The organism is Ruminococcus sp. 1001136sp1_2201st1_G3_2201SCRN_220225 (genome assembly GCF_040924365.1).
Taxonomy (GTDB): Bacteria; Bacillota; Clostridia; order Lachnospirales; family Lachnospiraceae; genus Blautia_A; species Blautia_A faecis.
The window spans coordinates 73861-87267 of sequence record NZ_JBCOME010000001.1 but is presented as its reverse complement, the minus strand read 5'-3'; the positions used below and the strand labels follow the sequence as shown (position 1 = coordinate 87267).

Here is a 13407-nt window from a genome sequence, read left to right as displayed (position 1 = left end):
TTCGCGCCGACATTCTCGGGTTTTCTGTGAACTACGTTCACAAAAAACACCTCGCGGAATAGTGCCTGCTGAATAGTTAAAAAAAATAAAAAATTTGATTAAAACACTTGCCAGGAGGAAAAAAAGATGTATAGTGAGAAAGTAATGGATCATTTCCAGCATCCACGTAATGTTGGAGAAATAGAGAATGCAAGCGGTGTCGGTACAGTAGGAAATGCCAAATGCGGCGATATTATGAGAATTTTCCTGGATATCGATGACGAGACACATATTATCAGAGACTGCAAATTCAAAACCTTCGGCTGCGGTGCCGCAGTAGCAACCAGCAGTATGGCTACTGAGATGGTAAAAGGTAAAACTATTGAGGAAGCCATGAAGCTTACCAACAAGGCTGTTATGGAGGCTCTTGACGGACTTCCGCCAGTGAAAGTACACTGTTCTCTTCTTGCAGAGGAGGCTGTACATGCTGCACTGTGGGATTACGCACAGAAGCATCACATTGAGATCGAAGGTCTGAAGAAACCGAAGTCTGACATTCACGAGGGTGAAGAGGCAGAGGAAGAAGAGTATTAATAGTTACTGCGAACTGCAGTAATTATAAAGTGTCGTCATCGATACAAAAGAATAATATTTTTTACAGGAAACCGAATCCTTAAGCAGATTTATTTCGTTACAGATAAATAGGTGGTAAAGATGAGGCAGACCGTAAAGAGAATTCATCAGGGCGGATGTTATCATCTGCCCTATTTTAATACAATGGCACGAACGGTTTTTTGACCTTTTGACACTGGTATCATACAATGGGAAAAAGAGTAAAACGGAAACATCCTTAAATAAAACATAAGAATGAAGGAAGTAACGATGACAGGACTGACAAACGAACAGGTACAACAAAGAATTGAAGAGGGGAAAATCAATGTCAATGAGAATCCCAACACAAGGAGCTATAAGCAGATCGTAAGGGAGAATGTGCTTACATTTTTCAACTTTCTGAACCTGGCCCTGATGATTATGGTATTGCTGGTTGGTTCCTATAAGAACTCCATGTTCATGGGAATTATTGTGATCAATACGGTGATCGGAATCATCCAGGAAGTGCGTGCGAAAAAGACGCTGGATAAGCTGGCTATCCTTACAGAGAGCAAGGCAGTGGTCTTGCGTGAAGGGAAAAAATGGTCCATTTCCACGGAGAAGCTGGTTCTGGATGATATCCTTTTTCTGAAAACAGGAGATCAGGTGCCCGCAGATGCCAGGGTGCTTGAGGGCAGTATTGAGGTCAATGAATCCCTGCTGACAGGAGAATCTGACAATCTTCAGAAAAATGAAGGGGACGAGCTTTTTTCTGGAAGTTTTGTTACATCCGGAGAGGCCTGCTGTCAGGTTATCCATGTAGGTAAGGACAATTATGCTTCCCAGATCACCAGCGAGGCAAAGGAATTTAAACGTCATAATTCCGAGTTGCGCAACTCTCTGAATGCGATTTTGAAGACCATCAGTGTGATCATAGTTCCTATGGGAATGCTGCTGTTTTATAAGCAGTATTATATTGCTGGAAACGGAATCAGAGATGCAGTAGTTAATATGGTAGCAGCTGTCCTCGGAATGATCCCGGAGGGACTGGTGCTCCTTACCAGCGTGGCGCTGACGCTTGGTGCGCTGACGTTAACCCGTAAGAATACCCTGGTGCAGGAATTGTATTGTATTGAGACTCTGGCGAGAGTGGATACCCTCTGTCTGGATAAAACCGGAACCATCACAGCCGGTACTATGTGCGTGGAACAGGTACAGCCCTATGTGGAAGGGATGGAGATCAAGGCTCCGGAAGCAGAAAATGAGAATATAAGCGAAAGTACAATAAATGGAACAGCGAATCAAGCTCAGAAAGTTCCAGAAATGGCAGCTGCAGAGGCGCAGTCTGAAGTATCCGTGGTTGCGGCACAATTGCAGATAGGAGTTGTTATGGGAACTACTGAACAGCTGTCAGCACAAGATTCACAGGGCAATGTCAATACTGATTTAGCCATCAGCGGCGCCCAGCCAGAATTGACCATGGGTGAGATCGAACGTGTCATGGCAAACATGATGTCCGTTTTAAAGGACAAGAACGCCACCGCAGATGCACTCCACAAACGCTTCTCCAGAAGAACGGACATGCCGGTAGATCATTGCATTCCGTTTTCCTCAGATCGCAAATACAGCGGTGTAGCCTTTAAAACAGAAGGAACTTATCTGATGGGTGCTGCCCAGTTCCTTTTCCCGGATGGAAATGAAAACTTGATCAAGCAGTGTGCTGCTTATGGAAAAGAAGGCTTACGTGTTCTGGTGTTGGCGCATAGCCCAAACCTGAATCGGGAGAATGAGCTTCCGGAAGGGTTAAAGCCGGTTGCGTTATTTATGCTTACTGACATTATCAGGGATAATGCCCTTGAAACCCTGGCATTTTTCAAAGACCAGGGCGTAGATCTGAAAGTGATCTCCGGTGATGATCCTGTGACTGTTTCTGCCATTGCAAAAAAAGCAGGCCTGGAGAATGCAGATAAATATATTGATGCCACCACTATCACCACACCGGAGGATATGGAGCGTGCCGTTGCAGAGTGTTCCGTATTCGGCCGTGTAACTCCGCAGCAGAAGAAAGAGATGGTGCTTGCCCTTCAGAAACAGAAGCATACAGTTGCCATGACCGGTGACGGTGTGAACGATGTTTTGGCACTGAAAGAGGCAGACTGCAGCGTGGTTATGGCAGAGGGAAGTGATGCTGCCAAGAACATTGCAAATGTAGTGCTCATGGATTCCAATTTTGCCGCTATGCCGGAAATTGTGAACCAGGGACGCCGTGTGGTGAACAACATCCGTACCGCAGCCTCCATGTTCCTGATCAAAACTATTTTCTCTGTGCTGCTGTGTCTGATCACTATTTTCTGGGGCGATAGCTATCCGTTTGAGCCAATTCAGATGTCCCTGATCAGTGCCTGCGCAGTGGGTATCCCAACCTTCCTGCTCGCCCAGGAAAACAACTTCAACAAGATTGAGAGTGGTTTTCTGCGTTATGTATTTATGAATGCATTCCCAGCAGCAGTCACCATTACGGGATGTGTATTTACCATTATGCTGGTCTGCCAGAACGTTTACCATAGCAATGTAATGCTGAGTACAGCCTGTTTCCTGGTAACCGGATGGAACTACATGGCAGCTTTGAAGACGGTATACGCGCCTCTAAGCAGGTACAGGAAAATCATTATTTATGGTATGCAGTTCATTTTTTTCTTCGCAGCCGTATGTGTGCAGAACCTGCTGGCACTTGGCTCCCTGGAATTCGGAATGATCATCCTGGTATTTATCCTGATGACCTTCTCTCCGGTTGTAATCGAAGTTATCACAGAATGGTGCAGATCTTTGTATAACAAGGCACATGAGAAGGAAAAGAAAGGAATTATTTCTCTGTTTTTGGAGAAAGTGCAGAAATAATGACTGACCTGGTCTTGAGTGGCAATCAAAAATAATACCTCAAGCTGAATTTGAAAAGAAACGCAAAAAATGCTTCATCGCTTGTTATGGCGATGAGGCATTTTTTTAACATGCTCTAAAAGCCGGGCTGATTTCTTCTGCCGGATATGGAAAAACAGGGCTTCGTTATAACTTTACAAAGTTTGGTTTCCGATCTTTAAATACTGTATAATACTCAAATCCACATTCTTTCAGCACCTGCGCAGCCCTATCAAAAGCGTATCCTATTTTATCCGGTGTATGCGCGTCAGCACCAATGGTGATGATTTCGCCCCCTAGTTCTTTATAACGCCGGATGATATCCGTACATGGGTTTGGCTCTCCAAGACCGTAGTGATAACCGCCGGTGTTGACTTCCAGTCCTACATTTGTGTCTGCCAGTTTTTTCAGAATCGCATCCAGAATGTTCCGATATTTTTCATAAGAATAAAACTGGTTTTTGTTTGGACCGTAGCGGACAATATAATCCAGATGTCCATAAGTGTCCATTTCATGAAATGCATCCAGATTCTCCAGAATGGATTCAAAATATTCAAGATAAGCCTTTTCCTCGTCCCTGTCCTGGAAAAATTCCGGGTAGTAGGGGTCAGCACCGTGGACTACGTGAGAAGAACCAATCACGAAATCGAAAGGATATTCCTTTAAAAGATTGTGAAAATATTGTTTAAGATGAAGCTGCAAACCGATCTCAATACCGAAATGGATGTGAATCTGATTCTTGTAAGTCTCTTTCAGTTCGTTGAGTTTAGTGTAATAGGCGGGAATATCCAGGGCAAATTCCAGGTCATCCGGAGTTGGTGGATAGTCTGGATCCAGATGCTCTGTAAAGCAGATTCCCTTAAACCCCAGTGCAATGGCCTGGCGGATCATATCCGCAGTGGGAGTGCCGGAATCTGCGGAAAATTCAGAATGCATGTGGCAGTCCCACAAAACTCCGGGAGAGTTGGAAAGTATTTTCATAATAACCTCCTTATAAATTATAAACCAAGAAAAGTATTTTAAAAATATATTTTCTGTAAATATAAAGATATATTTTATGGATAAGTGTACAGCGAAGGAACATGTGAAAAAAATTCTTCCTACACGAAAAAGAAAGGAAAAAACGTGCATAAATGCTGCCAATGTGTCATAAAAGGGACTTAATTGTCTCATTTGAGAGCAGTATATCATATCAGAGAATATTTGTGGCAATTTGCCTGTTATTTTTTTGAAAATAGGCTTGAATTTTTGTTCGGAATTAGGTACAATACGCTATAGGTTGATGTTTCTTTCACAAAGATTGAAGCACTCACATAATTTTTACCATTTAATTCATAGGAGGAATTTATCATGGCAGTAAAAGTTGCAATTAATGGTTTTGGACGTATTGGTCGTCTTGCATTCCGTCAGATGTTCGGTGCAGAAGGATTTGAAATCGTTGCTATCAACGACTTAACATCTCCTAAAATGCTCGCTCACTTATTAAAATATGACTCAACTCAGGGAAGATATGCTCTTGCAGATACAGTAGTAGCTGGAGAAGATTCCATCACAGTTGACGGAAAAGAAATCAAAATTTATGCAAAAGCTAACGCTGCTGAGCTTCCATGGGGAGAGATCGGTGTAGACGTAGTTCTTGAGTGTACTGGATTCTATACATCCAAAGACAAAGCTCAGGCTCATATCGATGCAGGTGCTAAACACGTTATCATTTCCGCTCCGGCTGGAAACGACCTTAAGACAATCGTTTACAATGTAAACCATGAGACTCTTACAAAAGAGGATCACATCATTTCCGCAGCTTCCTGTACAACAAACTGCTTAGCTCCAATGGCTAAAGCACTTAATGACCTTGCTGCAATCAAATCCGGTATCATGTGCACAATCCACGCTTACACAGGCGATCAGATGACACTTGACGGACCGCAGAGAAAAGGCGATCTGAGAAGATCCCGTGCAGCTGCAGTTAACATCGTTCCGAACAGCACAGGTGCTGCTAAAGCAATCGGTCTTGTTATCCCAGAACTGAACGGCAAACTGATCGGTTCCGCACAGCGTGTTCCAACCCCAACAGGTTCTACTACAATCCTTACAGCAGTTGTTGAAGGAAATGTAACTAAAGAGCAGATCAACGCAGCTATGAAAGCAGCTTCTAACGAGTCCTTCGGATACAACGAAGATGAGATCGTTTCCAGCGATATCGTTGGTATGAGATTTGGTTCTCTGTTCGATGCTACTCAGACAATGGTTCTTCCACTTGAGAATGGCACAACAGAGGTTCAGGTTGTTTCCTGGTATGATAATGAGAACTCCTACACAAGCCAGATGGTTCGTACAATCAAACACTTTGGCAAACTGCTTAACGCTTAATTAGTAGCAGAGTAGGGTTTTCGAATGCTGACAAGCTATAGTTTGGCGGCATATGAATAAGACTCAGAGAAGGGTCCGGTCTGAATAGGACCGGACCCTTTTGTCTGTATAAAAAGTTAAATTTTATAAGGAGGCATAACAAGATGCTGAATAAGAAATCTGTTGATGACATCAACGTAAAAGGCAAAAGAGTCCTCGTAAGATGTGACTTCAATGTACCTCTGCAGGACGGCAAGATTACAGATGAGAACCGTCTGGTAGCAGCTCTTCCTACAATCAAGAAGCTTGTTGCAGATGGTGGAAAGATTATCCTTTGCTCTCACCTTGGAAAACCGAAAGGAGAGCCGAAACCGGAGCTTTCTCTTGCACCTGTTGCTAAACGTCTCACAGAGCTTCTCGGACAGGAAGTGAAATTCGTTCCAAGCCCGGTTGTTGTAGATGACACTGTAAAAGCAGCAGTAGCTGACATGAAAGACGGCGAGATCATTCTTCTTGAGAATACCCGTTATCGTGCAGAAGAGACTAAGAACGGTGATGAATTCAGCAAGGAACTTGCTTCTCTTTGCGATGTATTTGTAAACGATGCATTTGGTACCGCTCACAGAGCACACTGCTCTAACGTTGGTGTTACCAAATATGTAGATACAGCTGTTGTTGGATATCTGATGCAGAAAGAAATCGATTTCCTCGGAAACGCTGTAAACAATCCTGATAGACCATTCGTAGCTATCCTTGGCGGCGCTAAGGTTTCCAGCAAGATCTCTGTTATCAACAACCTTCTTGACAAGGTGGATACTCTGATCATTGGTGGTGGAATGTCCTATACATTCTCCAAGGCTATGGGCGGACACATTGGTGTTTCCCTTTGCGAGGATGATTATCTTCAGTATGCATTAGACATGATGAAGAAGGCAGAAGAAAAAGGCGTTAAGCTTCTTCTTCCGGTTGATAACAGAATTGGTGATTCCTTCTCCAATGATTGCAATATCCAGGTTGTAAAACGTGGTGAGATTCCGGATGGATGGGAAGGAATGGACATCGGACCAGAGACAGAGAAACTTTTCGCTGACGCTGTAAAAGATGCCAAGACAGTTGTTTGGAACGGACCGATGGGCTGTTTCGAAATGCCGAACTTCGCTCATGGCACAGAGGCTGTTGCCAAAGCTCTTGCTGATACAGATGCTACAACTATCATCGGTGGTGGTGATTCCGCAGCAGCTGTTAACATCCTCGGCTATGGTGACAAGATGACACACATCTCCACAGGTGGCGGTGCGTCTCTTGAATTCCTTGAAGGAAAAGAGTTACCTGGTGTAGCAGCAGCTAACGATAAATAAATAGAGCACTTAATGAAAGCAAGCTGTAAGCGCAGCTTGAATTATGTGCGAATTTGGTTCGAAGGAACTTAATGAGAGCAAGCCAACGGCGCAGACCAGCTGACTTTCATATATGGTGATGTCGCCTGCCGGCGACATGTCCGTTTAGTGAATCGAACTTCCTTATCACACAAAAGGAGATATATAAAATGTCTAGAAAGAAAATTATTGCCGGAAACTGGAAAATGAACATGACTCCAAGTGAGGCAGTTAAATTAGTTGAAACTTTAAAACCATTAGTAGCTAATGATGACGTTGACGTAGTATTCTGCGTACCGGCTATTGATATTCTTCCTGTAGTTGAGGCTGCAAAAGGCTCCAACATCCAGGTTGGTGCTGAGAACATGTACTTCGAGGAGAAAGGTGCTTTCACAGGCGAGATTTCCCCGAACATGCTTACAGACGCTGGTGTTAAATACGTAGTTCTCGGACACTCTGAGAGAAGAGAGTACTTCGCTGAGACAAGCGAAACTGTAAACAAAAAAATGCTTAAAGCATTTGAGCATGGAATTACTCCAATTATGTGCTGTGGAGAGACTCTTGATCAGAGAGAGCAGGGCGTAACTATGGACTTCATCCGTCAGCAGGTTAAAGTTGGTTTCCAGAATGTTACAGCTGATCAGGCTAAAACAGCCGTTATCGCTTACGAGCCAATCTGGGCTATCGGAACTGGTAAAACAGCTACAACTGAGCAGGCTCAGGAAGTTTGCGCAGGAATCCGTGCTTGCATCGCTGAGATCTATGATGAGGCAACTGCAGCAGCAATCCGCATCCAGTACGGCGGATCTGTAAACGCTAAGACAGCTCCGGAGTTATTTGCTCAGGCAGACATCGACGGCGGTCTTGTAGGCGGTGCATCCCTGAAACCAGAGTTCGGCGATATCGTAAACTATAACAAATAATAAAATAATAGCTATTTTTTAGCTAATGTGTCCAAGCGAGAAGTAATTAAACGCCCCTAAACACAAGGATGATTGGTAAATATTACCAATTGAATTGTGGGTAGGGGCGTTTTATAATTTACCTACTATCACCTTTTGGTATCACTTTTGGAAGGAAAAATCACTGTCATTCAAATAAGCAGAAATAATGAAATTAGGTATCGTTATTACGAGGCCGATTTCATAAATGTCCATATAAGTTGTTAAATGCCTTTAGACGCTGATAGCTAGAGCATTTAGCGGATTTCCGACTTGGATAAAACTCTATATAAATTCATGTAATTTTTTGAAAAATGGCCCACTTTGTGGCCTACTAACTTTTGATCGAAGTCCTAATATGGTAAGAAGAAGCGCCTGTAGGAACGCTTCTTTTTTTCTGTACAGGAAAGACCGCCTGTGGTGCGCTGCTGAATTTAAAAATGCCCGCACGGAGGCGGGCATGATAACAAGAAAATCCCTGGATTAGAAAATATAAAAATTTTACTCGCCAAATCGTTATCAGATTCTTCATCATTTAGAAGATAATCCATATCTGGAAGTCCATTCTCGTTTCTCCTGCTATATAATATTTTGTAAATCATTTTGCATGGATGTTCGCTGATAATAAGTATTTATGATATCCTGTAAAGTAATTGTATTCATCTTTTCTTCAGTGTTTTTTTGAATTTCATTATAGAATCCCTGCAAGGACAACTGAATATTAATGCCAACGCCACAATCAGGGTTGGTATGAGTATCTAAATGAAGTAGCGGTTTCTCGCCCTCCACTGCTTTATAAATATCCAGCAACGTAATCTGGTCTGCTGGTTTTGAAAGAGAAGGACGGGCATGTCCAGCTACAGTGGTCATAAGTTCGGCCTTTTTCAGTTTTAACATGAGCTGGCGTACAAAGCCGGGATTTGTATGGACACTTTCTGCAATTGAGGCACTGGAGAGGGATTTTTCCTGGTTGATAGCAATCAGAACCATTACATGGACAGTATCGCTTAATTTCGTTGAGTATTTCATGATAAGAAACTCCTTGTAGTATGATATAATGATTTTGGTTTCACGTATTTGAGGCGAAAATATTTCTGGTTTGTCAAAAACATCCCAAGTTCTCAACAGCTCTTTTTAATGTGTTGAGAAACAGTACATATTTTTTATTTTGATGATTGTACATAATATAATTACAACTATAATGAAACTTAAAGGAAAAGTCAACACAGGAATGGATAAAAGAGAATCCGGATAAAGCCAGATTTATGAAAACACCAAAATCTTTGCATAAACATTGATTATTATATGATGCGATAAAATATCAACAAAGGAGAACTTATGGAATACAAAAATCAAACAGAAAATCGTGCATTTCAGGAAATGTTGCACGCAGCAGTAAAACGGCTGCAAAATCGCTCCGGAGAGGATCTTGCTGCAAAAAGTGGGGCTGTTTTTCAAAGCAGCCGAAATGTGCTTGAAGTACAGAGCTTTTACGAAAAGATTGAAATTCAACTCCCTGAGTTTCGTATTAACTCAGACATGGACGAATGGCATTATCTGACATTGCTGCATTATCTGGATATGGCTGATGGAACAGAAGGTTCACAGAAGCTCATTACTTTTGGTAACCTGAAAGATGGATTGATTCGGGGGACCAAGTTTGACCGGACTGCAGAGCAGAAACTGGAAAAGCTTTTGCAGGACAAAGATCCTGAGAAAATTCAGAAAGCATGTACAAGTCTGGGTGCAGAATTTACAGAGACAAAGGCGGATCTATGTGCTGTTTTTCCAGTTTTTCCAAGATATTCAGTTACTTTAAAAATATGGTTTGCAGATGAAGAATTTCCTGTATCTGGAAAACTATTTCTTCAGGATCATGCCGATCATTATCTGAGTGTAGAAGATGCGGTAACAGTTGGAGAAATTTTGCTGCAAAAATTATCGGAAGCCTTTTCTTCTCTCTGATCATGAATCAGAAAACTTTCCAGTCCGGCTTTGATAAATTTGTCGATTACTGTCTGAATCTGTTTCCAGTCATTACAGTGATTGCGGAGCATCAGTCTGTTGATGGAAAGGCAGCCATTCATTTGAAAATAAAAAACCGATTCTGCCTGTTCAAAGGTCAGGAGGCTGTGTGACATAAGCCAGGTCACATAGCCTTCTTTTGTATTTTCTGCTATTTTTTCCAGAAGAATAGGGGCAATTGCATCATCCAGAAACAGTGCCCTGTATTGTGATTCCATCTGTATTTTCTGACAGAACGGATAGGAACAGCTTTTTTGATTTAGACAGAATAAATGATCTACCGTTGTTAACATATCCTGAGTCATATCATTAAAAATATCTGATAATACATCATGGATATCGTAGTAATGAAGATAAAAAGTGCCACGGTTGATTTCAGCATTTTTGCAGATCTCTGTAACTGTAATTTTCGTAAAACTTTTCTGCTTTAACAATTCTAAGAACGTATCTTTTATGGTTTGCCTGGTATAGCGGGTACGGCGATCTTGTTTTCTCGTTTTTTCTGACATTATATACTCCTGTATTAGTTAGTATCATATAATTTCTCAACAATTTTTCTGATGTGTTGAGTAACCATACAAATCTCACAGACTGATTATTGTAATTTATATAGTAACAACTATAATGAGGTTTAAAGAAAAAGTCAACAGATTGTTCAGAATTTTAGGAGGAAAAACATGGGACATGTAATTGCAGTATCAGGAAAAGGTGGCGTAGGAAAAACAACTCTTTGTGGATTGTTGATCCAGTATTTATGTGAAAGCGGAAAACGTCCGGTCCTGGCGGTGGATGCAGATGCAAATGCAAATTTGAACGAAGTGCTCGGTGTTGAGCCGGAGGTCACACTTGGGGAGCTGAGAGAGGAAATTGAGCGGGCAGGCGTAGATCCACGATATCAGATTCCATCTGGTATGACGAAACAGGCATATCTGGAAATGCGTCTTTCTGATGCGATTGCGGAAGAAGATGATTATGATCTGATGGTAATGGGGCGAACCCAGGGACAGGGCTGCTATTGCTTTGTAAATGGTCTTGTACAGACCCAGGTTCAGAAACTGCAAAGCCATTATCCATATATTGTGGTTGATAACGAAGCAGGTATGGAACATATCAGCAGAGGAATCCTGCCAATGATGGAAGTTGCGATTCTTGTAAGTGACTGTTCCAGAAGAGGTGTTCAGGCAGCCGGACGTATTGCAAAGCTGATGAAGGAATTAAACTTTAAACCACAGAAAACCGGATTAATCGTGAATCGTGTTCCAGATGGAAAACTGGATGCCGGAACTCTGGAAGAAATCCGAAATCAGGGACTGGAACTGTTAGGGGTTGTACCACATGATGACCAGGTATATCAGTATGACTGTGATGGAAAGCCGATCATACGGCTTCCGAAAGATTCTCCTGTAAGAAGTGCATTGGAAGGAATTGTAAAGAAGTTGGGATTGTGAGTTGGAGGATTGAAAGTATGAAGATTACAGTATGTGGCAAAGGTGGCTGTGGAAAAAGTACAGTATCAGCGCTGCTTGCCAAAGAATTTGAACGAATGGGAAAGACTGTTCTTGTAGCTGATTCTGATGAATCAAATTATGGACTGCATCGCCAACTTGGTGTAAAGCTTCCAAGGGATTTTATAGAGTATTTTGGTGGTAAGGAGAAAGCTTTTAAAACAATGATGGCAGGAGAGATTCTTGATACTGTGAAGTTGTCTGCATTTGCAAAAAAGTTCTATTCGGAACCATTTACATTGAATGAGATACCCGAAGAATATATTTCACGAAACAATGGCGTGATGCTTATTTCCAGTGGAAAAATACATCAGGCAAATGAAGGCTGTGCCTGCACAATGAATAGTATTTTAAAGCAATTTATCAAACATCTGACGGTAGGAGAAAATGAAGTTGTATTGTTGGATATGGAAGCTGGCGTAGAGCATTTTGGACGTGGTGTAGATAACAGTGTGGATTTAATCTTAATGATCGTAGATCCTTCTTTTGAATCATTGAAATTGACGAAAAAAATCCAACAGCTAGGGGACAGCATTGGGAAAACTGTATTTTTTGTGTTAAATAAAGTAAATGAATTGGTTTTGCCAACAATGTTGGAGTCTATTGACGATCAGAGTAAGGTGTTGGCAGTTATTTCAACAGATACAGAAATCGCAAGAAAGGGATTGGTTGGAGATGAACTAATGATGGAAATTCCGGAAATTCATATGCTTGCAAGGAAAATTTTGAAGCAATAAATGAGAGGAAGTAATGAGAAATGAAAATAGCCGTAACAGGAAAAGGTGGTGTAGGAAAGACCACAATCGCTGCAACTCTTGCAAGATTATATGCAGATGAAGGAAAAACAGTGTATGCAGCGGATGCAGATCCGGATGCGAATCTGGGACTGGCACTAGGTTTTTCAGAGGAAGAACTGGCAGAGATTATACCAGTCAGCAAAATGAGAAAGCTGGTGGAAGAACGGACCGGAGCGGATAAAAGCAATACATTTTACAAAATCAATCCAAAAGTTGACGATATTCCGGAGAGATATTCGAAATTTCGTAATGGTGTCAGATTATTGATTCTTGGAACAGTAGAAACAGCCGGAAGCGGCTGTGTCTGCCCGGAAAATGTAATGCTTAAACGGATCATCAACAATCTTATTCTGCACAGAGAGGATGTTGTGCTGCTGGATATGGAAGCAGGTTTGGAACATCTTGGAAGAGGGACAACAGAAGGCATGGATCAGTTTATCGTTGTGATAGAGCCAGGAGCCAGAAGTGTTCAGACTTATAGAAACGTAAAGCGTCTGGCAGAAGAACTGGGGGTAAAGAAAGTAAGAGTTGTTGCAAATAAAATCAGGGATGTAAGTGATGAAGCATTTGTGAAAGACAGAATACCGGAAAGTGATTTGCTGGGATTTGTTCATTATAATCCGGAAATTATGAATGCAGACAGAGAGGGAGTTTCTCCTTATGATTTCAGCCAGACAGCAGTAGATGAGATAAAAAAAATAAAAGAAAAATTAGGTTAAGAAAATAATAGAATATATACAGGAAAAAGGTGAAAAAATGGGATTTTTTTCAGGATGTATGGATGCCAGAAGCATGACTTCAATTAAAGAAGTTAAATGTCCGAAATGTAGTGCAGATATAGAAGTATTTGTGAGAGATGGAAAAACAGTTGGCGAAAGTGTATGCGATAACTGCGGATATATGATAAAAGAAAACCAGATTGCACAGC

The 13407-nt window shown here is 41.7% G+C and carries 12 protein-coding genes; 9 read left to right on the top strand and 3 right to left on the bottom strand.

What is annotated here, in order from left to right; translation table 11 throughout:
• The first annotated feature begins 126 nt into the window (after positions 1-126).
• Both nifU and AB5642_RS00430 read left to right on the top strand, forming a co-directional pair.
• Positions 127-573, top strand: a complete 447-nt coding sequence (nifU, locus tag AB5642_RS00435) for a Fe-S cluster assembly scaffold protein NifU (RefSeq protein ID WP_118580961.1) — start codon at positions 127-129, stop codon at positions 571-573.
• 288 nt (positions 574-861) lie between these two features.
• Positions 862-3468 (top strand): cation-translocating P-type ATPase, encoded by a 2607-nt coding sequence (locus AB5642_RS00430; RefSeq protein ID WP_173718396.1) that lies wholly within the window; start codon positions 862-864, stop codon positions 3466-3468.
• Positions 3469-3633: 165 nt separating this feature from the next.
• On the opposite strand, the gene AB5642_RS00425 is transcribed toward AB5642_RS00430, so the two are convergent.
• Entirely contained in the window at positions 3634-4467 is an 834-nt protein-coding gene (locus AB5642_RS00425) for a histidinol-phosphatase HisJ family protein (RefSeq protein ID WP_173718397.1), read from the bottom strand.
• A 369-nt stretch (positions 4468-4836) separates the two neighbouring features.
• On the opposite strand from AB5642_RS00425, the gene gap reads away from it, so the two are divergent.
• From gap to tpiA, 3 genes are all read left to right on the top strand, one after another.
• A complete protein-coding gene (gene gap / locus AB5642_RS00420) occupies positions 4837-5856 on the top strand; it encodes a type I glyceraldehyde-3-phosphate dehydrogenase (RefSeq protein WP_117851616.1) in 1020 nt (339 codons plus the stop codon).
• Positions 5857-5999: 143 nt separating this feature from the next.
• On the top strand, positions 6000-7193 hold the full coding sequence (gene pgk, locus AB5642_RS00415; protein WP_118580955.1) for a phosphoglycerate kinase: 1194 nt from the start codon (positions 6000-6002) through the stop codon (positions 7191-7193).
• 188 nt (positions 7194-7381) lie between these two features.
• The gene (gene tpiA / locus AB5642_RS00410) at positions 7382-8134 is read left to right on the top strand and encodes a triose-phosphate isomerase (RefSeq protein WP_118580952.1); all 753 of its coding nucleotides are present in this window, start codon (positions 7382-7384) and stop codon (positions 8132-8134) included.
• 597 nt (positions 8135-8731) lie between these two features.
• On the opposite strand, the gene AB5642_RS00405 is transcribed toward tpiA, so the two are convergent.
• A complete protein-coding gene (locus AB5642_RS00405) occupies positions 8732-9181 on the bottom strand; it encodes an Rrf2 family transcriptional regulator (RefSeq protein WP_173718398.1) in 450 nt (149 codons plus the stop codon).
• A 309-nt stretch (positions 9182-9490) separates the two neighbouring features.
• On the opposite strand from AB5642_RS00405, the gene AB5642_RS00400 reads away from it, so the two are divergent.
• Positions 9491-10117 (top strand): DUF3786 domain-containing protein, encoded by a 627-nt coding sequence (locus tag AB5642_RS00400; protein WP_173715639.1) that lies wholly within the window; start codon positions 9491-9493, stop codon positions 10115-10117.
• Here AB5642_RS00400 and AB5642_RS00395 read toward each other — a convergent pair.
• Complete coding sequence (locus AB5642_RS00395; RefSeq protein WP_015542174.1) at positions 10039-10686, bottom strand: TetR/AcrR family transcriptional regulator; 648 nt, start codon at positions 10684-10686, stop codon at positions 10039-10041. The two genes, AB5642_RS00400 and AB5642_RS00395, sit on opposite strands and share 79 nt — an antisense overlap.
• A 168-nt stretch (positions 10687-10854) precedes the next feature.
• On the opposite strand from AB5642_RS00395, the gene AB5642_RS00390 reads away from it, so the two are divergent.
• Genes AB5642_RS00390 through AB5642_RS00380 form a run of 3 tightly spaced genes read left to right on the top strand, consistent with a single transcriptional unit; the run spans position 10855 to position 13198 of the window.
• Positions 10855-11625 carry an AAA family ATPase gene (locus tag AB5642_RS00390; protein ID WP_173718399.1) on the top strand — a complete coding sequence of 257 codons (771 nt, stop codon included), beginning with the start codon at positions 10855-10857 and terminating at the stop codon, positions 11623-11625.
• 17 nt (positions 11626-11642) lie between these two features.
• Positions 11643-12419, top strand: a complete 777-nt coding sequence (locus AB5642_RS00385; RefSeq protein WP_173715637.1) for an ATP-binding protein — start codon at positions 11643-11645, stop codon at positions 12417-12419.
• A gap of 20 nt (positions 12420-12439) precedes the next feature.
• Positions 12440-13198: an AAA family ATPase gene (locus AB5642_RS00380; RefSeq protein WP_173718400.1), complete on the top strand. Its 759-nt coding sequence runs from the start codon at positions 12440-12442 to the stop codon at positions 13196-13198.
• Positions 13199-13407 lie beyond the last annotated feature (209 nt).

What these genes read in the sequence shown, in the direction of transcription:
- gap (WP_117851616.1), top strand. Translation starts at nt 4,837, where the DNA reads ATGGCAGTAAAAGTTGCAATTAATGGTTTTGGACGTATTGGTCGTCTT.
- AB5642_RS00385 (WP_173715637.1), top strand. Translation starts at nt 11,643, where the DNA reads ATGAAGATTACAGTATGTGGCAAAGGTGGCTGTGGAAAAAGTACAGTA.
- AB5642_RS00425 (WP_173718397.1), bottom strand. Translation starts at nt 4,467, where the DNA reads ATGAAAATACTTTCCAACTCTCCCGGAGTTTTGTGGGACTGCCACATG.
- AB5642_RS00430 (WP_173718396.1), top strand. Translation starts at nt 862, where the DNA reads ATGACAGGACTGACAAACGAACAGGTACAACAAAGAATTGAAGAGGGG.
- pgk (WP_118580955.1), top strand. Translation starts at nt 6,000, where the DNA reads ATGCTGAATAAGAAATCTGTTGATGACATCAACGTAAAAGGCAAAAGA.
- AB5642_RS00390 (WP_173718399.1), top strand. Translation starts at nt 10,855, where the DNA reads ATGGGACATGTAATTGCAGTATCAGGAAAAGGTGGCGTAGGAAAAACA.
- tpiA (WP_118580952.1), top strand. Translation starts at nt 7,382, where the DNA reads ATGTCTAGAAAGAAAATTATTGCCGGAAACTGGAAAATGAACATGACT.
- AB5642_RS00405 (WP_173718398.1), bottom strand. Translation starts at nt 9,181, where the DNA reads ATGAAATACTCAACGAAATTAAGCGATACTGTCCATGTAATGGTTCTG.
- AB5642_RS00400 (WP_173715639.1), top strand. Translation starts at nt 9,491, where the DNA reads ATGGAATACAAAAATCAAACAGAAAATCGTGCATTTCAGGAAATGTTG.
- nifU (WP_118580961.1), top strand. Translation starts at nt 127, where the DNA reads ATGTATAGTGAGAAAGTAATGGATCATTTCCAGCATCCACGTAATGTT.
- AB5642_RS00395 (WP_015542174.1), bottom strand. Translation starts at nt 10,686, where the DNA reads ATGTCAGAAAAAACGAGAAAACAAGATCGCCGTACCCGCTATACCAGG.
- AB5642_RS00380 (WP_173718400.1), top strand. Translation starts at nt 12,440, where the DNA reads ATGAAAATAGCCGTAACAGGAAAAGGTGGTGTAGGAAAGACCACAATC.